Annotated in this window: 25 protein-coding genes and 1 pseudogene; 6 read left to right on the top strand and 20 right to left on the bottom strand. The window is 37.3% G+C overall.

Annotation, left to right across the window (positions count from 1 at the left end):
* Nucleotides 1–12: 12 nt before the first annotated feature.
* Nucleotides 13–495 carry a regulatory protein RecX gene (locus tag L1967_RS10875; protein ID WP_249601652.1) on the top strand — a complete coding sequence of 161 codons (483 nt, stop codon included), beginning with the start codon at nucleotides 13–15 and terminating at the stop codon, nucleotides 493–495.
* On the opposite strand, the gene L1967_RS10870 is transcribed toward L1967_RS10875, so the two are convergent.
* From L1967_RS10870 to L1967_RS10800, 15 genes are all read right to left on the bottom strand, one after another.
* Nucleotides 479–910, bottom strand: coding sequence for an FUSC family protein (locus L1967_RS10870; protein WP_249601651.1), 432 nt, complete (start codon nucleotides 908–910; stop codon nucleotides 479–481). The two genes, L1967_RS10875 and L1967_RS10870, sit on opposite strands and share 17 nt — an antisense overlap.
* A 174-nt stretch (nucleotides 911–1,084) precedes the next feature.
* A complete protein-coding gene (locus tag L1967_RS10865; RefSeq protein ID WP_249601650.1) occupies nucleotides 1,085–1,954 on the bottom strand; it encodes a cupin-like domain-containing protein in 870 nt (289 codons plus the stop codon).
* A complete protein-coding gene (locus L1967_RS10860) occupies nucleotides 1,951–2,823 on the bottom strand; it encodes a cupin-like domain-containing protein (RefSeq protein ID WP_249601649.1) in 873 nt (290 codons plus the stop codon). The genes L1967_RS10865 and L1967_RS10860 overlap by 4 nt, the downstream gene beginning before the upstream one ends.
* A 7-nt stretch (nucleotides 2,824–2,830) precedes the next feature.
* On the bottom strand, nucleotides 2,831–3,928 hold the full coding sequence (bioB, locus tag L1967_RS10855) for a biotin synthase BioB (protein WP_249601648.1): 1,098 nt from the start codon (nucleotides 3,926–3,928) through the stop codon (nucleotides 2,831–2,833).
* A 158-nt stretch (nucleotides 3,929–4,086) separates the two neighbouring features.
* A complete protein-coding gene (locus L1967_RS10850) occupies nucleotides 4,087–5,286 on the bottom strand; it encodes a beta-ketoacyl synthase N-terminal-like domain-containing protein (RefSeq protein ID WP_249601647.1) in 1,200 nt (399 codons plus the stop codon).
* Between the two features lie 146 nt (nucleotides 5,287–5,432).
* On the bottom strand, nucleotides 5,433–6,710 hold the full coding sequence (gene bioA, locus L1967_RS10845) for an adenosylmethionine--8-amino-7-oxononanoate transaminase (RefSeq protein ID WP_249601673.1): 1,278 nt from the start codon (nucleotides 6,708–6,710) through the stop codon (nucleotides 5,433–5,435).
* A complete protein-coding gene (bioD, locus tag L1967_RS10840; protein ID WP_249601646.1) occupies nucleotides 6,710–7,333 on the bottom strand; it encodes a dethiobiotin synthase in 624 nt (207 codons plus the stop codon). The genes bioA and bioD overlap by 1 nt, the downstream gene beginning before the upstream one ends.
* A gap of 6 nt (nucleotides 7,334–7,339) precedes the next feature.
* The gene (locus L1967_RS10835) at nucleotides 7,340–8,491 is read right to left on the bottom strand and encodes an aminotransferase class I/II-fold pyridoxal phosphate-dependent enzyme (protein ID WP_249601645.1); all 1,152 of its coding nucleotides are present in this window, start codon (nucleotides 8,489–8,491) and stop codon (nucleotides 7,340–7,342) included.
* A 111-nt stretch (nucleotides 8,492–8,602) separates the two neighbouring features.
* Nucleotides 8,603–8,995: a monovalent cation/H(+) antiporter subunit G gene (gene mnhG, locus L1967_RS10830; RefSeq protein ID WP_249601644.1), complete on the bottom strand. Its 393-nt coding sequence runs from the start codon at nucleotides 8,993–8,995 to the stop codon at nucleotides 8,603–8,605.
* Complete coding sequence (locus tag L1967_RS10825; RefSeq protein ID WP_249601643.1) at nucleotides 8,992–9,267, bottom strand: cation:proton antiporter; 276 nt, start codon at nucleotides 9,265–9,267, stop codon at nucleotides 8,992–8,994. The genes mnhG and L1967_RS10825 overlap by 4 nt, the downstream gene beginning before the upstream one ends.
* Nucleotides 9,267–9,743, bottom strand: coding sequence for a Na+/H+ antiporter subunit E (locus L1967_RS10820; protein WP_249601642.1), 477 nt, complete (start codon nucleotides 9,741–9,743; stop codon nucleotides 9,267–9,269). Before L1967_RS10820 ends, L1967_RS10825 begins: the two co-directional genes overlap by 1 nt.
* An 11-nt stretch (nucleotides 9,744–9,754) precedes the next feature.
* Nucleotides 9,755–11,266, bottom strand: coding sequence for a proton-conducting transporter transmembrane domain-containing protein (locus L1967_RS10815; RefSeq protein WP_249601641.1), 1,512 nt, complete (start codon nucleotides 11,264–11,266; stop codon nucleotides 9,755–9,757).
* Nucleotides 11,263–11,616 (bottom strand): Na+/H+ antiporter subunit C, encoded by a 354-nt coding sequence (locus tag L1967_RS10810; protein WP_084841169.1) that lies wholly within the window; start codon nucleotides 11,614–11,616, stop codon nucleotides 11,263–11,265. Before L1967_RS10810 ends, L1967_RS10815 begins: the two co-directional genes overlap by 4 nt.
* Nucleotides 11,617–11,618: 2 nt before the next feature.
* On the bottom strand, nucleotides 11,619–12,032 hold the full coding sequence (locus L1967_RS10805) for a Na+/H+ antiporter subunit B (protein ID WP_249601640.1): 414 nt from the start codon (nucleotides 12,030–12,032) through the stop codon (nucleotides 11,619–11,621).
* 10 nt (nucleotides 12,033–12,042) lie between these two features.
* A complete protein-coding gene (locus L1967_RS10800; protein ID WP_249601639.1) occupies nucleotides 12,043–14,355 on the bottom strand; it encodes a putative monovalent cation/H+ antiporter subunit A in 2,313 nt (770 codons plus the stop codon).
* A 332-nt stretch (nucleotides 14,356–14,687) separates the two neighbouring features.
* Here L1967_RS10800 and L1967_RS10795 point away from each other — a divergent pair.
* Together L1967_RS10795 and L1967_RS10790 are read left to right on the top strand one after the other, a co-directional pair.
* Nucleotides 14,688–14,898: pseudogene (locus tag L1967_RS10795) on the top strand (helix-turn-helix domain-containing protein).
* Nucleotides 14,899–14,928: 30 nt separating this feature from the next.
* A complete protein-coding gene (locus tag L1967_RS10790) occupies nucleotides 14,929–16,701 on the top strand; it encodes a M61 family metallopeptidase (protein ID WP_249601638.1) in 1,773 nt (590 codons plus the stop codon).
* A gap of 392 nt (nucleotides 16,702–17,093) precedes the next feature.
* On the opposite strand, the gene L1967_RS10785 is transcribed toward L1967_RS10790, so the two are convergent.
* From L1967_RS10785 to L1967_RS10765, 5 genes are all read right to left on the bottom strand, one after another.
* On the bottom strand, nucleotides 17,094–17,378 hold the full coding sequence (locus L1967_RS10785; RefSeq protein ID WP_249601637.1) for a F0F1 ATP synthase subunit delta/epsilon: 285 nt from the start codon (nucleotides 17,376–17,378) through the stop codon (nucleotides 17,094–17,096).
* 74 nt (nucleotides 17,379–17,452) lie between these two features.
* Nucleotides 17,453–18,961 (bottom strand): F0F1 ATP synthase subunit beta, encoded by a 1,509-nt coding sequence (gene atpD, locus L1967_RS10780; protein WP_249601636.1) that lies wholly within the window; start codon nucleotides 18,959–18,961, stop codon nucleotides 17,453–17,455.
* A gap of 228 nt (nucleotides 18,962–19,189) precedes the next feature.
* Nucleotides 19,190–21,037, bottom strand: coding sequence for a glutamine--fructose-6-phosphate transaminase (isomerizing) (gene glmS, locus L1967_RS10775; protein WP_249601635.1), 1,848 nt, complete (start codon nucleotides 21,035–21,037; stop codon nucleotides 19,190–19,192).
* A 13-nt stretch (nucleotides 21,038–21,050) separates the two neighbouring features.
* Complete coding sequence (locus L1967_RS10770) at nucleotides 21,051–22,631, bottom strand: BamH family beta-barrel-assembly machinery protein (protein ID WP_249601634.1); 1,581 nt, start codon at nucleotides 22,629–22,631, stop codon at nucleotides 21,051–21,053.
* Between the two features lie 14 nt (nucleotides 22,632–22,645).
* Nucleotides 22,646–23,458: a glycogen/starch synthase gene (locus L1967_RS10765; protein WP_249601633.1), complete on the bottom strand. Its 813-nt coding sequence runs from the start codon at nucleotides 23,456–23,458 to the stop codon at nucleotides 22,646–22,648.
* 110 nt (nucleotides 23,459–23,568) lie between these two features.
* Between L1967_RS10765 and panC the strand changes: the two genes are divergently transcribed.
* The 3 genes from panC to L1967_RS10750 are packed head-to-tail and all read left to right on the top strand — an operon-like array spanning nucleotide 23,569 to nucleotide 25,752.
* On the top strand, nucleotides 23,569–24,420 hold the full coding sequence (panC, locus tag L1967_RS10760) for a pantoate--beta-alanine ligase (RefSeq protein ID WP_249601632.1): 852 nt from the start codon (nucleotides 23,569–23,571) through the stop codon (nucleotides 24,418–24,420).
* Between the two features lie 4 nt (nucleotides 24,421–24,424).
* Nucleotides 24,425–24,775, top strand: coding sequence for an aspartate 1-decarboxylase (gene panD, locus L1967_RS10755; RefSeq protein WP_013073881.1), 351 nt, complete (start codon nucleotides 24,425–24,427; stop codon nucleotides 24,773–24,775).
* Nucleotides 24,776–24,786: 11 nt separating this feature from the next.
* Nucleotides 24,787–25,752, top strand: coding sequence for a lysylphosphatidylglycerol synthase transmembrane domain-containing protein (locus tag L1967_RS10750; RefSeq protein WP_249601631.1), 966 nt, complete (start codon nucleotides 24,787–24,789; stop codon nucleotides 25,750–25,752).
* Nucleotides 25,753–25,764: the final 12 nt, after the last annotated feature.

Genomic DNA, 25,764 nt, shown 5'->3' with positions numbered 1-25,764 from the left:
GTTTGCCCTATTATGGATACCAAGAAGTCTTACACCGTCAAAGAAGCTACCATAAAACTAATGCAATTTTGTACATACCGCGACAGGACGCATAAAGAAGTTGAAGACAAGCTTAAAAGCATGAATATGATCCCTGAAGCACAGCAACAAATTATTATGCAGTTAATGCAGGAAAATTTTCTTAATGAAGAGCGCTTCGCTAAAAGCTTTGCGCGCGGAAAATTCAGGATTAAAAAATGGGGCAAAAAGAGAATTATAAACGAATTGAAATTACGCGGAATTTCCCCCCGAAATATTCAAACCGGACTCAAAGAAATTTCAGAAAACGATTATCTCTCCACTTTTCATGAGATTTCAGAAAAAAAATGGGAATCGATCAGGGAAACTTCAGTAATTAAAAAGAAAAAAAAGTTAGCTGATTATTTACAATATCGCGGCTGGGAAAGTCATTTAATCTTTGAAAAAGCCAATGATCTTGCTACGCAACACGATTAAAGAATGCCTTATAAAGTCGGTTAAAAAACATTGAAATAAATAGCGCAATTAAGCATCCCAAAAGTACACAACCGGCACGGTATAAACTTACCACCCACGCGGTATCCGCTTTATCTTCATTGATGATTACAATAATCACTGCGGCGAGTGCAGATCTTATAGTGGGCTCTATTTTTAATAAAATACCTAATAAAATTGTAAACGCCACCCCAAAACAAAACATTACTAGATGAGGAATTGGCAAAAAATAAACCGCTAAACCTACAAAACTCCCCAAAAAGTTTGCTCTAATCCTGTTTAAAGCTAATTGGCGGTCATTCTCCTGAGAAAAAACCAGCAAACAGGAAATAATACTCCAATAAAACGGATATTCTGGGTAAGAAGTGTATAACGCATAACAGGTTATAGTTCCCAAAACACATTTTATAAGATAAATAATTTCTGAGACTGAAATTCGGTGATTAAAAGGCATTTTCAAAACAGTAGTTTTCTATCTAAATTAAAAAAGCAAAGGCCTAGAATATAAATTGACTTTAAATGAATAGCCCATAAAAATTCATTCCAGAATTCCCCAATATAGACCAAAAGTCTACATATATTTTTGTGTATTCGCCATAGCCTGCTCATTCTTGTAGTCTATCCATTTTTGGCCTTTCCACTTGCGCATATAGTTATCGAAATTGCGCATAATTACAAGATTATAAACGGCCTTTGATAAATTTAAAAAAGTACGAGGTGTGGCTCTTAAACTCATAGAAAAACCAGGCGTAAGATAAGTCATTTGGTGCCAGTAACCTTCAGGCATATACAGGGTTTCCCCATGATTTAGTTCAGCTACATAACCTTTAGCTTTTGCCAAAGCAGGAAATTTTTCTAAATCTGGTTTCCTAAAATCGATATCCTCTCTGGAAATTAATGAATGCGGCACTTTATAAAGATATTTACTTTCTGAAGGCGGATAAATAATACATTGCTTTTTACCGTTAAAATGAAAATGCAAAATATTCGCAAAATCAATATCGTAATGCATAAACACTTTTGAATTCTCCCCTCCAAAAAACAACATAGGCAATTGTTTAATAATACGCAAACCAATTTTTGGGAATTTAAAATCCTTTTGTAGCGCAGGAACCTCTTTCATTAAATGATAAAGGAAAATCCTGTAATCGGTAGGCTTCGATTTCAGGAGATCGATATAATCTGCCATCTTCATTTTGGCGTGTGGCTCGTTAAACTTATATTCTGAAGTTATAGGGCGATCGTCATACAACGGCACCACTTTTTCACCAGCAATTTCTTTTATATAATCCAGGTTCCATTTCTCAAAAGCCGGCCAGTCTTCAATCAAATTCTCTATAACAACTGGCTTTTGTGGCTGCACGTAATTCTTTACAAAATCTTCTTTAGAAATTCTTTTTACCCTTGGAATTTCTGCCAACTGCAAACCTCCGTACTTCATTCTTCAATATTAGCCCATTTATGGGTATTTTTTATAGCTTTTTTATTCTTGTAATCTATCCAATCCTGCCCCTTTATTTTACGCATTAAGTTGTCATAATTACGCATAAACAAAAGATTGTTCAAAACCTCTAAAACCTTACCTGGCGATCTTGGGAACGATCTTAAGGTTAGCGACAAACTTGGCGTTTCATATTTTATAAAATGCCACCATTTACTTGGCATAAATAAACCTTCCCCATGCCCAAGTTGAGCTTCTAAACCCTTAGCTTTTGCCAAAGCAGGATACATAGCAAAATCGGGGTTATCCATATTAATTATTTCCATACTCACGATCGAGTGCGGAACTTTATAAAGATATTTGGTTTGATCTGGCGCGTAAAGGAGTACTCGCTTTTTACCGGCAAAATTAAAATGGAAGTTATTGGCCAGATCCATATCGTAATGCATCACCACACTGGATCCTTCACCGCCAACAAATAAAACCGGCAGTTTTTTAAAGAATTTCACTCCAAGATCTGGATAGTCTATATCGTTTAAAAGCTCAGGGCAATTTTGCAGAAGATTAAAAAAGAACATTCTTAAATCTGAAGGCCCTTTTTCCAGAATATCAAAATATTCTTTAATAGGTAACTTCATTGCAGCACCATGGGAATTTTGCCTCCCTTTTGCCGGAGTGCTATCGTAAAGTGGCACTACAATATCACCGGCTTTTTCCCTAAAGTAATCGAAACTCCAGTTTTGATAAGCCGGCCAGTTTTTAGCCAGATCTTCAAAAATTACCGGTCGCTGCGGAATAAAATATTCCTGTTGAAATTCCTCTTTAGAAATTCCTTTTACTCTTGGTACTTCCTGAAGATCGAGTTTCATATTAAAATTAAGCTTTTGCTTTTGCCTTTTGTTTTTCTTCGGTTACTTTATTTCTTTCGATGGTATGCCCCGGTCTGGACCATTTTGGCTTTTCTCCAAGCGAATTATATTTAGAATCTGTCGCTTCTACAGTTTCTGGTTTCGATTTTTTAGTGAATGGCTTTTGTGGGTTTAAGCCTAATGCTTTAAACATCTGCATATCTTCACTCACATCTGGGTTTGGCGTAGTTAACAGTTTATCCCCGGCAAAAATCGAATTTGCCCCGGCAAAAAAGCACATGGCCTGCCCTTCCCTACTCATTTGCGTACGTCCTGCAGATAATCGAACCTGAGTTTCTGGCATTACGATTCTGGTTGTGGCCACCATTCTTACCATTTCCCAGATAGAAACCGGTGCCTGCTCTTCCATTGGTGTCCCTTCTACAGGAACAAGTGCGTTAATTGGCACAGATTCTGGTTGCGGATTTAAAGTTGAAAGCGACACTAACATCCCGGCACGGTCTTCTTCTTTTTCCCCCATCCCAATAATACCACCACTACACACGGTGACATTGGTCTTCCGGACATTATCGATCGTTTCTAAACGATCCTCAAAACCACGGGTAGAGATGACTTCCTTATAATACTCCTCAGAGGTATCTAAATTATGATTGTAAGCGTATAAACCAGCTTCCGCTAATCGTTGCGCCTGGTTTTCGGTAAGCATTCCAAGCGTACAACAAACCTCCATATCCAGCTTATTAATCGTACGCACCATTTCTAAAACATTATCAAACTCTGGCCCGTCCTTTACATTTCTCCAGGCTGCTCCCATACAAACACGGGAACTCCCGGCAGATTTGGCACGTAAAGCCTGCGCTTTTACATGATTTACGCTCATTAGGTCGTTCCCCTCAATATCGGTATGATAACGCGCTGCCTGAGGGCAGTAGCCACAATCTTCTGGACAACCGCCCGTTTTTATAGAAAGTAAGGTAGAAACCTGTACCGTATTAGGATCATGATGTTCTCTATGAATCGTTGCTGCTTCGTAAAGCAGTTCCATTAAAGGTTTATTGTAAATCTCTAAAATTTCTTCTTTGGTCCAGTTATGTCTTGTCGCCATGAAAATAGATTTATTCAAAAATAATCAAAACTTCGCTATCAAAATAGCGAGAATCCCAAGCCCTTTCGAGCCTTTACTCTTTTAAATTTTACTCGATAATCGAAGTTAAATACTCCGAAATAAAAACAATATTATAATAAATGTCCCATGGGCTTGCCCTAAGGTAGTTTACTTATTAAAACAGAAACGGCGTTACCGCCAAAACCTACCGCATTTACAAGTATATGCTGTAATCGCGCCGGTTTTTCACTAATATCGGAAAAAGGAACCGAAATAAACTCCTGATCCCTCAGCATTAACATTGCTAATTCCAGATTCAGTATTCCCGAGGTTGCAAACGTATGCCCAATTTTCCATTTATTAGAAGTCATTGCCGGTAAATTTTCACCAAAAACGGCTTTTATCGCGTTTACTTCGCCTAAATCCCCTTTTATGGTACCCGGCGCATGCATCACCACCGCATCAACTTCAGCAGGATCTAAATCTCCTATGGCCATTTTCATTGCTTTTTGCATGCATTTTCCGTCTTCAGAAATAGAAACACTATGCTTTAATTTTTCTGCGGAATAGCCTATTCCGGTAATTTGAGCCAATGCTTTTGCTGAAGCTGAATTTTCCAGACACAACAATCCGGCACCTTCACCCAAAACCATCGAATTGCGTGTTTTATGAAGATTCAATGCCTGGCAGGGATAGGCCAGATCTTCTGAAGCATACGTTTTAAGCGCCTTCATTTGTGCGATTGTAAACGATGTTAATGCCGCTTCACTTCCTCCCGCCATAAATTTATCGGCCAAACCAGCTTGCAGCCAGGCCACGGCATTTAAAACCGAATGCAAACCAGTAGAACAGGTTACGCTATGTGAAAAATGAACGCCATTGTTTTCCAGGTCCTGCCCTACCCAGGAAGAAATATTCCCCAGTGTTGTTGCCGGTGAAGCTTGGGTAGATGCTACCCGATTTTCGATAAATTCAGCATGAAATTTTTCAAATAATCCAGTTGCTCCACGAGAGCTCCCGATATTGATTCCAATATTTTTTTCATTTTCCCAACCGGCGCGTTTTATCGCCTGTCTCGACGTATAAATCGCAAATAACACCGAAAGATCGAGCTTACGATAATGTGCAGATTCGGTCCTTAAATTATCGATTTCTGAACGTAATTTTTCCGGCAGAAAAGCCGCAAAAGCTTCTTCGCCTTCAAAATCATGCTTTTGTATAAAATGATGATTGCTTTTATAAGCCTCCCAAATTTCCTTATGATCTTCCCCTAAGGGAGAAATAGAAGCTGTGGAAGCGATATAAATTGGATTTTTTATCCCCCTAGCCCCCGAAGGGGGAACATTGTTAGTTGACATAGTTGTTAGTTAACTTAACAGTTTACGAAAAATAAAATCAAAATTGAAAAAACTTATTTTCTGAAATTCTAAAAATGACTTTCGAAATACATGGTATTAGCAAATCTTCAAACCATCACATTAGCACATTTTCAAATTATTCGATTTTAAAATCTATCAAATACTCCTTCAATAACCTCATAGATTTTCTGCATTTCTTTCTCTGAAGTGATAAAAGGCGCGGTGATATAAATAGTGTTGCCAAGCGGACGAAGATAAACGCCATTTTCCATAAAATATTGAAAAAGCTGATTTCGTAAATTCCCGTAGCGCTCCATTTTCACATTAAGATCGAATGCAAAAATGATCCCCAAATGCCTAATATTGGTCACTTTTGGATGATCTTTTATTTTATCTGAAAAAGCCTTATGAAGCTTTTCGATTCGCTTAATGTTGCTTTGCATTTCTTTAGACCTCAGCAATTCCACTCCGGCTAAAGCAGCAGCACAAGCCAAAGGATTCGCACTGTACGTATGCCCATGAAACAATCCTTTTGCAATATCCTCAGAATAAAAAGCATCATAGATTTTTTGCGTACAACTGGTTAATCCCATGGGTAACAAACCCGCCGTAAGCGCTTTAGACATGCATACAATGTCTGGTTTGGTTTCGATATAATCTGAAGCAAAATACCTTCCCGTCTTCCCAAAGCCCGTCATAACCTCGTCTGCCACACAAACGATATCATTTTCTTTACAAAGCTTCAGGATTTCATTTAATCCTTCAGCATCATGCATTTTCATCGCTGCCGCTCCCTGCACCAAAGGTTCATAAATAAATCCTGCGATATTATTTTCTTTGATAAGCTGTTTTAGCTGCTCTAAAACTTCTTTATTATTTTCTCCTTTGGGCACTGCAATGCGTTTTACTGCAATAAAATGATCCTGGAAAGCACCGTTATAAACCGATAAACCGGAAACCGACATCGCTCCAAAAGTATCACCGTGGAATCCTTCTTCAAAAGCTAACATCACCTTGCGATCATTCCCAAGGTTATGATGATATTGCAAGGCCATTTTTATACCAATCTCGGTCGCAGTAGAACCATTGTCATTAAAGAACATTTTTTGCTGCCCCTCGGGTAAAATTGTTATCAAAGCTTCAGAAAGTTCGACCGCTGGTTTATGCGTAAATCCGCTAAACACCACCTGATCCAGATTCTTCATTTGCGCAGTTACACGAGCTATGATAAAGGTATTGCAATGACCGTAAACACAGGTGTACCAGGATGAAATTCCGTCGATATATTCATTTCCGTTTTCATCAAATAACCACACTCCTTTTGCTTTGGCAATCGCTAAAGCATCACTAGCAATTTTATGTTGCGTAAGCGGATGCCAAAGGTGTTTTTTATCTCTTTCAACTAAATTTAAATTCTCTTGCATCATTTATTTATCAGGTTCTCACGAAATTTATCGGCGTATTTTTTAATAATTTCAGCCGTAAATTCTTCCTCTTCTTCTACCCGGCCAATTACCGGGACTCCACTCATTTTGGTGATAATATCTTCAGTAGTTTTAGTCTCGTTTCCGCTGTAAATAATTCCGAAGCAATTTAAACCACGACGAAACAAAGCCTCTAAACTTAACAGTGTATGATTAATACTTCCCAAATAATGTCGCGACACCAAAATCACTTTATCGGCAGGTTGCATTAAGTCGGCTATCGTCTGGGTTTCATTGATGGGCACCAGTAAACCGCCGGCACCTTCTATCACCAGATTATTTTCGGTTTGGGGACGAAGTATATTTTCAGAAGTCATTGCCACCCCATCAATTTCTGCCGCGGCATGCGGACTCATGGGTGTTTTAAGGGCAAAAGCATTAAGATGGAATTTGGTTTTTTTATTACTGATTAAATTCTGAATTTTATGGGTATCAGAATATTCTAAATCACCTGCCTGAATGGGTTTCCAGTAATCGGCTTCCAAAGCTTGAGTCACTATTGCTGAAATCATGGTTTTCCCTACTTCAGTTCCAATACCGGTAATAAAATAAGATTGTTTCATTTTAAATTAGTTTTTTAGGGCATTCATCAAAATAACAACGAGTGATGTTATTTCTTCTTCGGAATTAAAACTATGCAGGCAAAAACGTAGTCTTTCTTTTCCTTTTGGAACGGTTGGCGAAAGAATAGGCTTTACCAGATAGCCATTTTCCTGAAATTTGAAAGCTATTTTTTTTACGTTCTCATTCCCCGGAATAATCGCGCATTGAATAGCCGATTCACTTTCGATAAAATAGTGGTCGATTTTAGCTTTTTCTAATTCGCTTTTAAAATAGCGAATATTGGTTTTTAGTTCGTTAAAAGCCGAATTTCCTTGCTCTAATTCCTGAAAAACGGCCAAAACTGTAGCGACGGCATGTGGCGGTAGTCCCGTAGTGTAAATAAAACTACGAGCAAAGTTTAAAAGATAAGTGATAAGACCCCTACTTCCCAAAATTGCAGCACCATGAGCACCAATGGCCTTTCCAAAAGTGTGAATCCGGGCAAAAACCTTATCCTGAAGTCCCATTTCGCAAACCAAGCCACGCCCATGGTCTCCAAAAACGCCTGTACTATGTGCTTCGTCGACGATGAGAAAAAAATTATTTTCTTCGGAAAAATTGGCCAATTTAAGTAAAGGGGCCAGATCTCCGTCCATCGAGAAAACCGATTCGGTTACGATATACACCGAAGTATTTTCAGTAATCTGCTGTCTCGAAATTTTATGCTGTAAATCCCCAATATCGTTATGCTGAAATTTATAGGCTTTGGCATTGCTCATTAACATCCCATCACGAATACTAGCGTGAATTAATTCGTCATAAAAAATGAGATCGCCTTTTTGCGGCACTGAAGAAAAAAGACCAATATTAGCATCATAGCCAGAATTAAACATCAAAGCGGCTTCTGCCCCATGAAACTCGGCTAAAAAACCTTCCGTGACTTGATATAATTGGTGATTCCCGGAAATAAGTCGGCTACCGGTAGCTCCGTTTTGCTTCAGCTTATACGTTTCGCAAAGTTTATAGGCTTCAGCAAAAACAGCTTCAGAATGAGCAAATCCCAGATAATCATTGGAGTAAAAATCGATACCTTCCGTAACGGTTTTTAATTCTCTAAGTGAATTATCCTGCGCTCTTTTTTGGATACTTTTAGTAAGCTTGGAAGGGAATTTATTCATGTAGGCAAAATTACGAGTTTACCTGAATTTGCCCTTACAGATTGGCGAAAATTGAGTTTTAAAGAAAAGAGCTGTAACTATCTAAAAGTTACCAAACGCTATATAAAACACTTACATTTTGGTGTGATCGATATTATCCTCTGGTGTATCATCGATCTCACTTTTTAAAACATGCGAATTTCTTTGATATTTACCCCGTAGATCATCCATTTTTGATTGATCCCAAAGTTTATTACCGATAAAATAAGATGCCCGCCCAATTAAATGGGCACCCACAGGAGCCGTTAGAAATAAGAATAGCACAATTACAAAAGTTCTGGAAGTGGTACTGAGATCGTAAAAATAAAAAGCCACACCACCCAATAATAAACCAACGCCAAGCGTAGCTGCTTTGGTATTTACAGATATTCGTAAATACGTATCTGGCATTCGTATTAGACCTACTGCCGCCAATAAAACGAATAACGTTCCTAATGTAATTACTATGCCTATAAAAATGTTCATTTCTTCTTGCTTCTTCGTTCTAAATAATAACTAAGGGCTACGGTACTTAAAAATGCAATAAGTGCCAAAATCATCCCGGTATCCAATAATGTAGAGCTACCTGAAGTGATAGTGTACACACCAATAATCCCAATTCCGGTAGTAATCAAAAGATCCAGGGCGACAATCCTATCTGCAATGCTGGGCCCTTTAAAGAATCTTACTAAAATAAGAATTACTGAAAAAGCCAGGATTGGCAGGATTACGATTCTACAATATTCAGCTAAAGTCATTATTTTAAAATCTCTAAAATTCGTTTTTCAAAACCGTTTTTTATACCGGCAATGAATTTCTCTTTATCTTTTATGTACATGGCATGCACATAAAGCACCTTCTTATCATTAGAAACATCTAAACTTAACGTTCCGGGAGTTAAGGTAATTAAATTTGCTAATAGGGTTATCCCTACATCGCTTTGTACGGTTAGCGGAACTTTTACAATTCCCGGTGTCATATTAAGTTTTGGTGTCATTACTTCCCAGGCCACCTCTAAATTTGCTTTTACCAGTTCTTTTACAAAAAACAGGACAAAAAATATAAGCTTCGGGACGATGGTAAAATATTTAGCTTTTCTGGACCCCTTGGTGATGACCATTAAGATCACATAACTCAATATAAAACCAAACAAATAGTTAGCAAACTGAAAATCCCCTGTGAGCACTACCCACACAAAGGTTAGAAGAATATTAGATACAAACCTGTTTTTCATTGTTTCTCCTGTTAACTATTGTTTAAAACCGTATCAATATACTGCTGACTATTCATTAATTCGTTTGCTATTCTGGAGGATAACAATTGAATATGTTCTGCTCCAAAACCTATATATAAGGATATTAAACTTAAAAAAACTATAGGAAGGATAAATTGTGTCTTCCTTGCTTTACTAATATCACTAAAATATTCGAATTTTGGTTTCTCTGGAATCTCTTTTGGATCTTTCCAGAAAACTTCTGCCCATAATTTTGCAATAATGATCAAGGTGATAAAACTCGCAAAAATAATCGCTGCAACTGTCCAGTAGTTTTCTGTTTTAAAACCTTCACCTATTAAGGATATTTTTGGCCAGAAACCAGATAGTGGCGGGATTCCTACCAAAGAAAATAACGGGATAAAAATCAACAAACTCAGCTTAGGATAATTGGCATAAAAACCACCTAGAGCCCTCATACTGTTCGAGGATTTTATCTTAAAGATAAGTCCGCTAACCATAAATAAATTGGTCTTTACCATAATATCATGAATCAGATAAAAAATAACCCCTGTTATGGCAATTTCAGTAAACATCCCTAAACCTGCAATCATATAACCAATATGACAAATAATTAAATATGAAAATACCTTACGTACATTATTTTGCACCAGTGCTCCCACACCACCACTAAAGATGGTTAGTATCGCGAGTACCAATAAGATCTCCCCAAGAAAAACATCACCTACAAAAATCAATGTAAACACCCGTATTAATGCATAAACTCCAAGTTTGGTTAAAAGCCCACCAAATATTGCTGAAACGGCCGCGGGCGGTGTATGATACGATGCAGGTAACCAAAAATAGAGTGGGAAAATTGATGCTTTGGTACCAAAACCTATTAAAAATAGAATAGCTGCAACTTCAACTAGGCCTCTATTTTCTACCGCTGCTACCTTACCGGCAAGATCGGCCATATTTAAAGAGCCGGTTAAACCATAAAGAACTGCGATAGCGGTTAAAAAAATAGTAGAAGCTAAAATATTAAGTGTAAAATATTTTACAGCCCCTTCCAACTGGGCTTTTTCACCACCTATAGTAATTAATACGAAAGAACTGATAATAATAATTTCGAACCAAACATACAGGTTAAATAAATCTCCCGTTAAAAAAGCTCCGGTTAAACCGAGTAATAAAAAGTGGAATATTGGAAAATACCCAAATCGCAAACGATCTTTTATCACTGAAGCTGCTGAAAATATAGAAACTGCCAACCCTGAAAGTGATGTTAAAAGCACCAACGTCACCGAAAGAGTATCTGCCACAAACACAATCCCAAAAGGCGCATCCCAATTACCAGCATTTACTTTTTGCATTCCGTTTTCCCAAACATAATAAAAAACATATGCTGAAAGGATTACGGCAATAGCGCTTCCGGTAATGCTTATTACTTTTTGAGCACTTATCTTATTCCAAAAAAACATCAAAACAATGCTCAGGAATAATTGAAATAATAATGGATATATGATTAATTGTTGCATCATGAATCTTCGTCGGTTGCGTTCATTTCGTCCAGATCGTCTGTTCTCACCACCTTATGCGCTCTTTTTACAAGAATGATGGCAAAAGACTGCAATCCAAAACTAATTACAATAGCAGTTAATATTAGTGCCTGCGGAACAGGATCTGCGTAAGCTTCCAGAAAAACTTTCGAATTTTCAGGAATAATAGGCGGTAAGCCTTTAGTAATTCTTCCTAGCAGGAAAATTAAAAGGTTTGCACCGTTTCCTAATAATATAATTCCGATAATAAGTTTTACCAAACTACGTCGTAAGATCATATAGATCCCAGAAGCATAAAGTAAACCTACTAAAATAGCTAATAATATCTCCATAATTAAGGCGCTTCAGAAATTGTAAAAATGATCGTTAGCGTCACCCCTACTACAACAAGATAAACACCCATATCAAAAAACATTGCAGAGCCAATACTCCCTAATACCGGAACATGGCCGTGATACCAAAGACCGGTCATAAATGGATCGCCAGCAAAAATCATAGGTGAAAGACCACTAAAGAAAGATAAAGCCAACCCTGTAGGCATTAAAAACCCAGGGTGAAATCTTAATAGTGATTTTGTGTTTTTTAATCCGTTCGCAAAAGAATGCAATACAAAGGCAATGGCGGCTATTAAGCCTCCAACAAACCCACCTCCTGGCAGGTAATGTCCTCTTAAAAGAATAAAAATGGAGAACAGTAATAATACCGGCAAAAGGTAATTAGATGCTGTTCTTAATATGATGGTTTTCATAAATTCTTAATTACTGAACTCTATCTGTTCTTTTTAATCTTAATTTCAATAATCCAAATACCCCAATGGCCGCTATGGTTAATACTGAAATCTCTATCATCGTATCTGCGCCCCTGAAATCTACTAAAATAACATTCACTACGTTTTTCCCATGAGCCATGATATAGGAATTTTTAGCATAAAAATCACCAATTTCAGTATTTACAGGTTCAGAGAGCACTTTTAAAGCTAGCGCGGCAATCATCCCTCCAAAAAGCAAGGATAATATACCATCACGAATACGCATTTTATGATCCTGAATTTTAAGATATCGTGGTAAACGATAAAGTACCAAGACAAATAAAATTACCGTTAGGGTATCTATAGAAAACTGCGTCATTGCCAAATCTGGCGCGCTATAAAATACAAAAACAAGACAAATAGTTAATCCTACCACACCCATTGCAACTACTGCCGATAAACGACTTCCTGTAAATACAGTAAACAATATTGCAATACACATAATGATAAAAACTACCAGCTCGTAAAAGCTAACATTAGATAACTCTGAAGTATCTATATTAAATTCGGTATTGCCAAGCATGGAATATCCTACCATCCCTATCAGGAAAAAGATGATAATAAAGACATAATTCCTTAAATATCCATTCTGAAATACTCTTGTCCAAAAAGAAGAAACATAGGTAAATCCGGTGTTGAATTTTTCCATCAGGCTTTTAGGGCTTGCAAACTCTAATTTCCCTACAGCAGTTTCTAACTTCGCTGAAGGCTTTAGTACAAAATATAGGATCGTACCTATTGTAATAGTTACTAAACTTAAAATAAAAACCGTATTAAAGCCATGCCATAACGCTAAGTGTATTTCTCCCGATTCTCCCCCTAAAGTGGCAACTACCGGTTTAATTAAAGAACCTTCAATTATAAAAGGCATTATCCCAAAAACCAAACTCAAAACAGCCAATATAACCGGTGGCACCCACATCAACGGGCCAGGCATTTTAGTATCTTTTAGACTATCGGGCAAATTCCCCTGAAAAGGTTTTATACCCGCTACAAATCCTGCCCAAAGCAATAGCATTTTTGTGATCACAATCCCCACCAGTAGCACCGTTGCGATAATAGGCGCATGCATTGTGGCTTCATAAGTAAGTTCTTTCCCCAGAAAACCAACGGTAGGCGGAATTCCTGCACTGGATATCGCAGCGATAATTGCAGCGATCCCCACCGGCATCAACACTTTACGTAAACCAGAAAGCACGGTTACATCCCGGGTCCCGGTTTGATGATCTATAATTCCTGTAGTTAGGAAAAGTGTTGCTTTATACAAGGCATGAACTATAATAAATACCGCAGCTGCCGTAAAAGATTCAGTAGTGCCCATACCAATTAGGAACATCAAAATTCCTAAGGCCGATATTGTGGAATATGCGAGCACTCCCTTTAGATCGGTTCTGAACAGCGAATGGACAGCAGAATATAACATGGTTACCGCACCAACAACAATCAATGTCGTATTCCAAATTTCCTCGCCACCAAGTATTGGGGTAAAACGCATCACCAGATAAATACCTGCTTTTACCATTGTTGCAGAGTGCAAATAGGTAGAAACTGGTGTTGGTGCCTTCATGGCACCGGGTAACCAAAAATGAAATGGGAATTGTGCCGACTTTGTAAAAGCTGCACCAAACAGCATGATCACTGCAAGAGTATAATACTCATTTCCTTTTATTAATTCAGGAGACATATTTAGCATTTCGGCGATGCTAAAAGTCCCTGTAATATTTCCTAAAACGACAACTCCCGCCAATAAAAACATTCCGCCTAAACCTGTAATTCCAAGCGCGGTTAAAGCCGATTTTCTTGAAGCTTCCTGAGTGTTATTAAAACCAATTAAAAAGAACGAACTAATACTGGTAAGTTCCCAAAAGGTAAATAAGCTAATCACATTGTCAGACAATACCAAACCTAGCATTGCTGCCATAAATACGCTTAAATACCCATAAAAACGATCCAGGTATTTATGATGATGTAAATAAGCTGAGGTATAAGCAAAAACCAGGAAACCAATCCCGGTAATCATTAGGCAGAATAACAATGAAAGTCCGTCTAAAGTAAAACCAAGATTAACGCCAAAAGAAGGCACCCAGTTATAACTCTCCTTCACTACCTTCCCTTCCATAATTTCAGGAATAAACTGAAGGAAATACAAAAACAGTCCTAAAGGAATTAGTGAAGATAAAACAGCAAACTTCCCTTTAAAAAACTTTCCTGCGAAAACTAAAAGTAAAGCAAATAAAAATCCTAAAAGTATTGCTGATATCATAATTAATTAAAATCCTGTTCCTCGCAAATATAATAGTTATTATTTAAGTTTTATGCGAATTATAAGCGTTAAATATAAGGAGTTCTGCCGACTTTGCAATTTCTTAATCTTTCGAAATAAAGAATAATCACCTATAGGATTTTTTGATAATAAATAGAAAATCATAAACAACTTCAATTTCCGAAATTTGATTTCATATTGGTTTAGGAATGGAATTTTCTTTTAGCTGATTTTGGATCATTCTGGCCTTCGGTATTTTCCACATCTTCCTAAGTAAAGTTTTTCAAAAAGCAAGGCAGTTTCAACAAGATAACAAACTTACGATCTAGACAATGGCCATAATCATAAATTTAGATAAGATTCTGGAGCGTGAAGGCATGAAGAGCAACGAACTCTCCGAAAAAAAATGGTATTACCACCGCCAATCTTTCCATTTTAAAAACCGGAAAAGCAAAAACCATAAGATTCTCTACTTTAGAAGCGATTTGCAAAATTTTGAATTGCCAGCCAGGCGATATTCTTGAATATCGAAGTGAAAAATAAATAATTAACTTTAGCACTAAAATATACCTCATGCGATTACTCCTCATTTTTCTTTTCGTTAGCACGATAAGTATTGCTCAGCAAAATAAATACAGAGTTTCATTCGAAAATGCTATTCATCACGAAGCTAAGATCAACATTGAATTTCCAGAAATAACAACCGATACGTTTACCGTAAGAATGAGTAGATCTTCACCCGGTCGCTATGCAATTCACGAATTTGCTAAAAATATATATGGTTTTAAAGCTACCGATAGTAACGGTAAAAAACTGAAAGTTACCCGCACCAATCCGTACTCCTGGGCAATTACGGGTCACGACGGAACTATAAATATTGAATACATTTTATTTGCGAATCGTGGGGACGGAACGTATTCTCAGGTAGATCCTACCCATGCCCATTTAAATATGCCCGCTACTTTTATGTTTGCTGAAGATCTACAAGATAGACCAATAGCGATCACTTACCATACTAAAGCTCAACCCGAATGGAAAGTAGCTACGCAGTTAAAGCATATGGAAGGGAATACCTTTACCGCTCCAAACCTTCAATATTTTATGGATAGCCCAACCGAGATTAGTGATTTTAGAATGAAAAGTTTTGAAATTAATGGTAAGAATATACGTTTTGTTTTACACGATCCCAGTAAACAGGAATTATTTGACGAGTATTTTGAGAACGTAAAAAAGATCGTAGCTCAGGAAAGGAAAGTGTATGGTGAATTACCCGATTTTGATTATGGCGAGTACACTTTTATAGCCTGCTACCTGCCAAATGTTTCAGGTGATGGCATGGAACATCGCAACAGCACCATTCTTACCGATGTCGAAACACTGGCTAATGGCGGAATGAAAGGCAATATTGGAACTGTTTCCCATGAATTTTTTCATGCCTGGAATGTAGAACGCATTAGACCACAATCTTTAGAACCTTTCGATTTTACAGAAGCAAATATGAGTGGTGCTCTTTGGTTTGCTGAGGGGTTTACAAGTTATTATACGAATTTAATTTTATGCCGAGCCGGAATCATCTCTGAAGAAGAATATATCAATGGTTTAAATGGCAGCTTCAACTATGTATGGACCTCTCCGGCGCTTCAATATTTTAATCCGGTTGAAATGAGTTACCAGGCCCCATTCGTAGATGCCGCGACTTCACTGGATCCCGTAAATCGCGAAAACACGTTTATTTCTTATTATTCCTACGGAAGTGTTTTAGGATTGGCGCTAGACCTGTCATTACGTGATAACGACCTTAGTTTGGATGATTTCATGAAACTGGTTTGGAAAACGTATGGAAAAACTGAAAAACCCTACAAAGTTGAAGATCTCGAAAACTTATTAAAACAATATGCCGGGGCAGCATTTGGAGAAAACTTCTTCAACAATTATATCTACAATAGCAAAATGCCAGATTACGAGCCGCTTTTTGCCAAAATGGGAGTACATATTTCAAGGAAAACGAACCAGGCATTTTTGGATATTTCAGTAGAAGATTCTAAAAAAGGATTGGTGATGACCAATAATCCTAAAATAGGCACTTCAGCATATAAAGCTGGTCTGGATAAAGGTGCCTACATCATTTCAATTAATGATACACCAGTGAAAAGTGTAGAAGAATTCGATACCATCACTTCAGCATTAAAACCTGAGGAAAAAATCAGTCTAAAATTCAGTAATTATGGTGAAGAAAAAACCGCAGAAGTAGCTGTAGGGAAAAATCCTTCTTACGAAATAAAAATCGATCCTAAAGCGAAGAAAAAAGCTCTTAAAAATCGCGAAAACTGGCTTTCAGGTAAGTAAAATTTAAGATTGACAGCATGTAGCTATTAGCTTTCAGCCGTCTAATTTTTAAAAATGAAGTAATAATTTTAAATTTTCTACTCGCCAGTATACTTGATCCAGAATTTAAGTAAATTAAAAAAGCACTTTTCTATCAATTTAATCTCTAAAATGATTAGTTGTAGGTATTAAATGATGAAAAATAAACATAATGTGTCGTCCTACTGAATCTACCTCGCCCGCTGGCGGGCTTGATTTTAGCTGTAGTCCTTAGTTTTTTTATCAGGACAGTATGAGATTCCAAATCAGGTCTGGAGTAACCGATAAGACATTTTATAACTAAGTTGAAAGAACCCAAAAAGAAAAGCCTGTTGCAAAAACAACAGGCTTTTTTATATAATTTCAGAATTATGTTAGTCGGCTAAAATGATCGCTTTATTATCTTTCATTTCAAGCACACCTCCCTTAATGGGGTAAAACAATTCTTTTCCTTCTTGTCTAAAATCTGAAGATAACTGTGACGTTACCTCTGAACTTGAAGCAGCAAGATTAATCTTTACCGTACCATCTGTTAACGTAGACACGATTGGTGCGTGATTGTTAAGCATCTGAAACTCACCTTCGATCCCAGGAACCTTTACCGCTTCAATCTCGGCTTGAAAAACAACTGCTTCTGGAGTTACAATTTCTAAATACATAGTTCTTAGTATTGAGTATTGAGTAGTTAGTAGTTAGCTTTAAATCACTAACCGCTAAATAGCTCTATACTATTTTATGATTCAGCTAGCATTTTCTCTCCAGCTTCGATAGCTTCTTCTATAGTTCCTTTAAGGTTAAAAGCTGCTTCTGGAAGATGATCTAACTCACCATCCATAATCATATTAAATCCTTTAATAGTATCTTTAATATCTACTAACACCCCTTTAAGACCGGTAAACTGCTCTGCTACGTGGAATGGCTGAGACAAGAAACGTTGCACACGTCTTGCACGTGATACCGCAAGTTTATCATCTTCAGAAAGTTCTTCCATACCAAGGATGGCAATAATATCCTGTAGTTCTTTGTAACGTTGTAAAAGCTCTTTTACTCGTTGTGCACAATTGTAATGATCTTTTCCTAAGATCTCTGGAGTAAGAATTCTTGAAGTAGAATCCAGAGGATCTACCGCAGGATAAATACCAAGCTCAGCAATCTTACGTGAAAGTACGGTTGTTGCATCTAAGTGAGCGAAAGTTGTCGCTGGCGCAGGGTCGGTAAGGTCATCTGCAGGTACATAAACCGCCTGTACAGAGGTAATCGAACCATTTTTGGTTGAAGTAATTCTTTCCTGCATCGCACCCATCTCTGTTGCTAAAGTTGGCTGATAACCTACCGCTGATGGCATACGACCAAGAAGTGCAGACACCTCTGAACCAGCCTGAGTAAAACGGAAAATGTTATCTACGAAGAAAAGAACGTCTTTACCTTGTCCTTCTCCTGCTCCATCACGGAAGTATTCTGCAATGGTAAGTCCAGATAATGCCACACGAGCACGTGCTCCTGGTGGTTCGTTCATCTGTCCAAATACGAAAGTAGCTTTAGATTCTCTCATTACATCTTTATCTACTTTTTGAAGATCCCATCCACCATCTTCCATAGAGTGCATAAAATCGTCACCGTATTTGATAATACCAGATTCAAGCATCTCTCTAAGAAGGTCGTTACCTTCACGAGTACGCTCACCTACACCAGCAAATACAGAAAGACCACCGTGGCCTTTTGCAATATTGTTAATTAATTCCTGAATAAGTACTGTTTTACCTACACCAGCACCACCAAATAATCCAATCTTACCACCTTTTGCGTAAGGCTCGATAAGGTCGATTACTTTAATACCAGTAAATAAAACTTCAGTAGAAACAGATAAGTCCTCAAATTTTGGAGCTTCACGGTGAATTGGCAATCCTGCTTCACCAGCTTTTGGTAGATTTCCTAATCCATCGATAGCATCTCCAACTACGTTGAATAAACGCCCGTAAATATCACTTCCAATTGGCATCTGGATAGGAGCTCCGGTAGCTATAACTTCTACTCCACGGCTTAAACCATCTGTAGAATCCATAGAAATAGCTCTAACAGTATCTTCACCAATATGTGTTTGCACCTCTAAAACTAAAATAGAACCATCTTGTCTGGTGATTTCCAAAGAATCGTAAATCTTTGGTAATTCATTTTCCGAATCGAAGGAAACATCGACTACAGGGCCAATAACCTGGGCAACCTTACCTGTTACTTTAGACATTATTAATTTCTTTAATGTTTTTTATTTAAATCTACCCGCAACCTACCTAGCTGATTTATAAATCTATAAATAAAAATAGGCCACAAATTTGGCTGCAAAGATAGTTTTTTCTTTATAATTTCATACTTCCAAAGAAATAACTTTTTTTATAGCCTAAAAAGTTAGCTCTTAAAGCCTAAGATTATTAAAAAAATACCATATTATTATCCTGCACTTACCTTTTCTACCTTATTCTACCGTTACCGATTTTGCCAGGTTTCTTGGCTGATCTACATTTTTTCCTAGCATCACTGCGATATGATAAGAAAGCAACTGCAAAGGTATTGTGGTTAATAAAGGTGTAAGAGACTCGATCGTTTCGGGAATTTCGATGACGTGATCAGCCAGTTCCTTTACCTCAACATCTCCTTCGGTTACCAAACTAATGATCTTTCCTTTTCTGGATTTTATCTCCTGAATATTGCTTACTACTTTTTCGTAATGTCCTTTTCGAACAGCAATGACCACAACCGGCATTTCTTCGTCAATCAATGCAATTGGACCATGCTTCATTTCTGCAGCAGGATAACCTTCAGCATGGATATATGAAATTTCTTTCAGTTTTAATGCCCCTTCTAAAGCTACCGGGAAGTTGTAACCTCTTCCTAAATAAATACAATTTCTGGTATCTTTATAGGTAGCTGCGATCTCTTTAATCACTTTATCTGATTGCAATAATTTTTCTACTTTCTGCGGAATGGCTTCCAGAGCCTGTAAAAGCAACCTGAAGTCTGAACCTGAAATTGTTCCTTTGTACTTACCAAGCTTCAATGCCATTAAGGTTAGTACCGTAATTTGGGTAGTAAAAGCTTTGGTGGAGGCCACACCAATCTCTGGACCGGCATGGGTATAAGCACCCGCCATGGTTTCGCGGGAAATTGAAGATCCCACCACATTACAAACCCCAAAAACAAAAGCACCTTTTTCTTTAGCCAATTTAATAGCCGCCATGGTATCTGCCGTTTCCCCACTTTGAGAAATAGCAATCACCACATCATTTTCTGTAATTACGGGATTTCGATATCTAAACTCTGAAGCGTACTCTACCTCTACAGGGATACGCGCCATATCTTCAAAAATATATTCTGCTACCAAACCGGCATGCCAGGAAGTACCACAACCAACGATAAGAATACGTTTGGCTTTAGCGATTCTTTCTATATTATCATCTACGCCTGCCATTTTCACGATTCCCTCGTCTGCCAACAGTCGCCCACGATAAGTATCACGAATGGCGTTTGGCTGTTCGTAAATTTCCTTAAGCATAAAGTGGTCGTAACCACCTTTCTCTATCTGCTCTAAATTGAGTTGTAATTCATGAACGTAAGCATCTACTTCAGAATCATTGTGTATTTTGCGAACTTTCACCTCCTTGCCCTGTCGTACTACAGCCATTTCACCATCTTCAAGATAAATGGCATTATTAGTATATGCAATAAACGGAGAAGCATCTGAGGCAATAAAATATTCATTATCACCAATACCTATAGCAAGGGGACTACCTAATCTGGCTACCACAATTTCATCTGGCTTTCTCTTATCAAAAACAGCAATAGCATACGCTCCTACCGTTTGATTTAAAGCAATCTGAACAGCCTTCCCAAGTTTAACGCCCTCGTTTTTAATTACATCTTCTATAAGATTCACCAAAACCTCGGTATCGGTATCACTTTGGAAAGTATAGCCTCGTTTTTTTAATTCCTTTCGAAGGGCATCGTAATTTTCGATGATTCCATTATGAATGATCGCCAGATTACCAGAATTTGATAAATGAGGGTGTGAATTTGTATCATTTGGCTGCCCGTGCGTTGCCCAACGGGTATGCCCAATTCCTATAGAACCATTAGAGGTTATGGATTGTTGCACTTTCTTTTCCAGGTCAACAACCTTTCCTTTGGTTTTACACACTTTTAAAGTTTCTCCGTCATAAAGCGCAATCCCTGCACTATCATAACCTCGATATTCCAACCGCTTTAAACCATTAATAACGACATCATAAGCATCTCTATGCCCAATGTATCCTACTATTCCGCACATATTAAGATTTGGGTTACAGGTCTGTCGATGTATAATACACTCTTAGCTTAAGCCGCGTATCCTCATTTGAAGCATTAGTTCCATAAAACACTGCACCTTCAGGAGTAATAATAGCACTGGCAGGAACCATTTCTAACTTATCATCTCCAGGAATTTCAGGTGTACTCTCTCCTACCCCTACATTAGCAATCTGCTCTATGTTTGAAGTTACTGCAACACCTAACCTAACATTAGTAGCATCACTATTTTCTATAAGATTAATAACATGCTGCGTTAACCTTAAAGTGTATTTAGTTTCTCCCGTCTCCTCATTCGTCACAGGTAAAGAAGAAAATATAGTTCTGGAATTAAAAGGATTATTTTGGTTTCTACTAAGATCTGTACTATAATCAATCAAGACCGAATTATTATTAAGATCATAAAGATAAAGACGTTTTGGAGCATTAGCGCCATTCATCAAATCATTATTTACATATAATTCGAGATTCGCTTCATTAATAATTAGATTTTCAGATTTTAAACCTTCTAAATCATCATCATTAAAAATTTCAATAACTCCAATGGTGCCTTCACCGCCTTCAAGATAAAGATTTTCTGAAGCACCTGCAATATTTTCTCTTAATTGATCAGGATATTCTCCTTCAAAAGTATTCACAATATTAGCCCCAAAACGTAATCCCAGGCTATCAATCACTTTTTTATTTACCGTCTCACCCTCATCATTCTTTGTTTCTTTATCATAAGAGTAATAAAGGTTAATCCCTGAACTGGTATTGGCAAAATCGAATAATATCATACTCCCCTCGTTCGATAAAGGTTCAGCTTTAAATAACAAGCCCCTAAAATAATCGGTAAAATTACTTGCACTGGAAAGTTCTGCGCTTCCTTCTTTATCCACTATTTTTTGCTGAAAATAGTCTTTATTTAAATTCACTCTCAAGGCAGGCGCAGTATAAGTAGTATCTGCCTCGCCTTCATCATTCTTACCAATAAAGCGAATTCTATCTGCTGAAGGAACAAAATTTTCATTCACATAGATGTTATCATCAGTTAGAAACTGTTCGAAAAGTGGCTGCTGATCTGAATAATATTTTTGAGGTTTCTCAAAATCTTCTGAAGGATCCAGATCATTTAAAAAATATCTTGATTCTCTAATGCTCAATTTAAAGCCCCCTTCCCCGTAAATAGAATCTAATTGATATTTGGATTCTTCATCATCAAATGTTTTTGTGCTAAAGTAAGGCAAATTCAATACCACACTATCTAAAACCGCTCCTTCCGGAAACTCTGGTGAGGTTTTCCCTAAACGCACCTGTGATAAAACACTTGCTGTTTTCTCTCCAAAAACCGGATGGTTATAAACCCCCAAAAGTTTTGTGTTTTGAATTCTTTGTCCGGCACTAAAACTTATATTGGTTTGCACAGATTTTAAATCTACTGTATATGCATTCACATCGTATTCCCGTAATTGCACACCGGCAGGATTCTCTATGATCTCTCCTCCAATATTACTAAAATCATCATCACAAGATGCTAAAAGAAAAATAACAACAAAAACTGTTGTTATTTTTAAAATCCCTTTGTATAAATTCATGTAAATAAGAATTACTATTCCGCTAATATTTTTGTAGTATAAAAATCCTGATAAGCCTGTGAGAATTCTTCTCTTGTTTTATACGGAAGTAATGGTTTATTAATTTTCTTTAAATAATCCAGCAGGTTTTCTGGCAGATCGTCACTACCAATAATCACAGCATCCGAATTATCTGCGGCCGTTTTGGCCAAATTCACAAAACTAGGCTCCTTAAGGTGTTTAAGATCCCTTTTCTCCATTCCGTCAAACAAGATTTTATCCCTCATCTCTTCATTTAACGTACCATCAAAGTTTTCATTGTAAATAGAAGTCACAATTTTTGCATCTTTGAATAATGGCTCATTCCCATAATAATTCCTTAAGTACAATGGTAACATATACGCTAGCCAGCCATGTACGTGAATTATATCTGGAGACCAGTTTAATTTCTTTACTGTTTCGATAACACCTTTCGCAAAAAAGATGGCGCGCTCGTCATTATCATCAAAAAGGTTACCATCCTCATCAGATAAAGTTGCCTTTCTTTTAAAGTAATCCTCATTATCAATAAAATAAACCTGCATTCTTTCTTTTGGGATCGAAGCTACTTTTATGATTAATGGCATATCTAAATCATTAATCACCATATTCATCCCAGAAAGCCTAATAACCTCATGTAGTTGGTGGCGTCGTTCGTTAATATTACCAAATCTTGGCATAAAAATTCGAATTTGCCCTCCAATGTTATTCACCATTCTTGCGGCTTCAAAAGATGTGGATGATATTTCGGTTTCAGGTAAGTAAGGTATAACTTCAGACGAGACGTACAATATCCTCTTATCTTTCATATATTTTTTCTTTAAAGTGCGGTTGCGAACAAAAAACACGCAAAATTACAAAATTTTATGCAGATTGCCAGAGATATATTAAGTTTGCACGCTATTAATTTTAAATTACAATGCAGGTTTTTAAAGAAAAAGAACTTTTAAAGCAAAGCTTGGCTACAAAAAAGCGCGCTGGTAAAACTATTGGTTTAGTACCAACCATGGGGGCTTTGCACGAAGGGCATCTATACCTCGTAAAAGAAGCACTTAAATCCTGCGATCAGGTTGTAGTAAGCATATTTGTAAACCCCACACAATTTGATAATCCCGACGATCTGGAAAAATACCCCAGAAATCTGGAAAAAGATATTAATTTACTTCAAGAAATTTCTGAAGAAATTTTTGTCTTTACCCCAAATGCCAATGAATTATATGGCGATTTAGTCATTTCTGAGCATTTTGACTTTGACGGACTGGATATTGTAATGGAAGGAAAACACAGAACCGGACATTTTGACGGAGTAGGAACCGTGGTAAAATTGCTTTTTAAAACCGTAGAACCCGATAAGGCTTTCTTTGGGGAAAAAGATTACCAGCAATTACAAATTATTAGAAAACTTACCGAAATAGAAGCGATTCCCGTAGAAATCGTTGGCTGCCCCATCCTAAGAGAAGAATCTGGCCTTGCAAGGAGTAGCCGTAATGAACGACTAAATGATTTGCAACGCGAAAAAGCAGCCTTTATCTTTGAAACCCTAAAAGAAACGAAAACGCTTTTTGGCACAAAAAGTGCAAATTATATAAATGAATGGGTAGAGCAACAGTTTAGAAATTATCCGTTTTTAGAACTGGAATATTTCGAAATTTCTGATGCCAAAACTTTAAAAAAATTAACTGAAAAAAGAGAGGGAGAAACCTATCGTGCCTTTATTGCTGCTTACGCAGGCGATATTAGGCTAATCGACAACCTAGCTCTTAACAATTAAAATCATGCAAGTTCACGTAGTAAAATCTAAAATTCATCGTGTAAAAGTAACTGGTGCCGATCTAAATTATATTGGCAGCATCACCATCGACGAAGATTTGATGGACGCAGCCAATATTATTGAAGGTGAAAAAGTACAAATCGTTAACAATAACAATGGTGAGCGCTTAGAAACTTACGCCATACCAGGCCCAAGAAATTCTGGAGAGATCACTTTAAACGGGGCAGCTGCCAGGAAGGTGGCCAAAGGCGATGTACTTATCCTTATTTGTTACGCCATTATGGATTTTGAAGAAGCTAAGAGTTTTAAACCTGCGATTGTTTTCCCTAACGAAGAAAATAATCTGCTTAACTAAAATTTGACTGGTTGAACGCTAAGCTTAAAAAAATACTTAAAACTATTATTCCCCTTTTATTGGGGATTTTTTTAATATGGTATAGTTACAACAGCTCAACACCTGCCGAGAGGGCAGAACTTATTAAAAATATTAAAAAGGCCGATCCTTTTTGGGTAGGTCTTTCTTTGGTTTTAGGGACTCTTTCTCATCTTTCACGCGCCTATAGATGGAAGTTTATGCTAGAACCCTTAGGTTACAAACCTAGATTTCGAAATAGTTTTATGGCGGTGATGGCCGGATATCTGGCTAATTTAGGAATTCCGCGATCTGGGGAATTTCTTAGGGCCGCAACCTTAAAAACCTACGAAGATATTCCCGTTGAAAAAGGGTTTGGTACCATAATTTCAGAGCGCCTTGCCGATTTAGTGATCCTATTAAGTATTATCTCGTTTGCAGTAATTCTTCAAACCGATAATGTACTCACCTATTTTGCTAAAAATAATATCAATCCCATTTTTACTATAGGAGCATTTGTCGTCCTTGTAATTATGGGAACCCTTAGCTTAATCCTTATCAAAAAATCAAAACTTCCGTTACTTCGTAAAATTAAAAACTTTGCAAAAGGCTTGCTTGAAGGGATGCGAAGCATTTTAAAAATGCGACAAAAATGGGCTTTTATCTTTCACACCCTGTTTATCTGGACTATGTATGTGATGATGTTTTATGTGGTCACTTTTGCAATTCCCGAAACGAGCGATGCCGGTTTTGGGGCGATTTTAGCCGCATTCGTAGTAGGCTCTTTTGCCATATCTGTAACCAACGGTGGTATTGGTGTTTATCCTATCGCAATTGGTAGTATTTTAACACTTTTTAGTATTTACAGGCAGGGCGGCGAAGCTTTTGGCTGGGTCGTTTGGGCTTCACAAACGCTGTTAAACCTTGTGCTTGGCGGACTTTCATTTATTTTTCTTCCAATCCTTAACAGAAGGAAATAATTATTTATATTG

It is taken from the genome of Zunongwangia pacifica (assembly GCF_023499215.1).
GTDB classification, from domain to species: domain Bacteria; phylum Bacteroidota; class Bacteroidia; order Flavobacteriales; family Flavobacteriaceae; genus Zunongwangia; species Zunongwangia pacifica.
The sequence above is the reverse complement of the archived record's forward strand: the minus strand, read 5'-3'. Positions and strand labels throughout refer to the sequence as shown.